Source organism: Streptomyces beihaiensis (genome assembly GCF_026274175.1).
Lineage (GTDB): Bacteria > Actinomycetota > Actinomycetes > Streptomycetales > Streptomycetaceae > Streptomyces > Streptomyces beihaiensis.
Map to the genome: position 1 here is coordinate 1 of NZ_JAPHNL010000236.1, position 676 is coordinate 676.

Sequence of the window (676 nt, forward strand, 5' to 3'; positions counted from 1 at the left end):
AGGTAGGACTCGACGTTGCGCCGGGTCTCCGGCACGCTGTCGCCGCCGAACTTCTCCGCGACCGCGTCCGCCAGGACCAGCGCGACCATCGCCTCGGCGACGATCCCGGCCGCCGGCACCGCACACACGTCACTGCGCTGATGGTGCGCCCTGGCCGCCTCACCCGTGGCCACGTCGATCGTCGCCAGAGCGCGCGGCACGGTCGCGATCGGCTTCATCGCCGCCCGCACACGCAGCAGCTCACCGGTCGTCAGCCCGCCCTCGGTGCCGCCGGAACGGCCGGAGGTCCGCTTCACGCCCTCCTCGGTCGCCACGATCTCGTCGTGGGCCTGCGAACCGGGCACCCGGGCCAGGTCGAAACCGTCACCGACCTCGACACCCTTGATCGCCTGAATCCCCATCAACGCGGCCGCCAGACGGGCGTCCAGACGACGGTCCCAGTGCACATGCGAGCCAAGACCCACCGGGACGCCGTAGGCGAGGACCTCGACGACGCCGCCGAGCGTGTCGCCGTCCTTGTGGGCCTGGTCGATCTCCGCGACCATCGCCTTCGACGCGTCCGCGTCCAGACAGCGCACCGGATCCGCGTCCAGCCTCTCGACATCGGCGGGGGTCGGGTAGACGCCGTACGGAGCCTTCGCCGCCGCCAGCTCCACCACATGCGAGACGATCTCGA

The 676-nt window shown here is 71.4% G+C and carries 1 protein-coding gene; it reads right to left on the minus strand.

What is annotated here, in order from left to right; translation table 11 throughout:
• Positions 1 to 676 (minus strand): chorismate synthase (aroC, locus tag OFY01_RS18630; protein WP_266601336.1); only part of this gene is annotated, 676 nt, incomplete at both ends.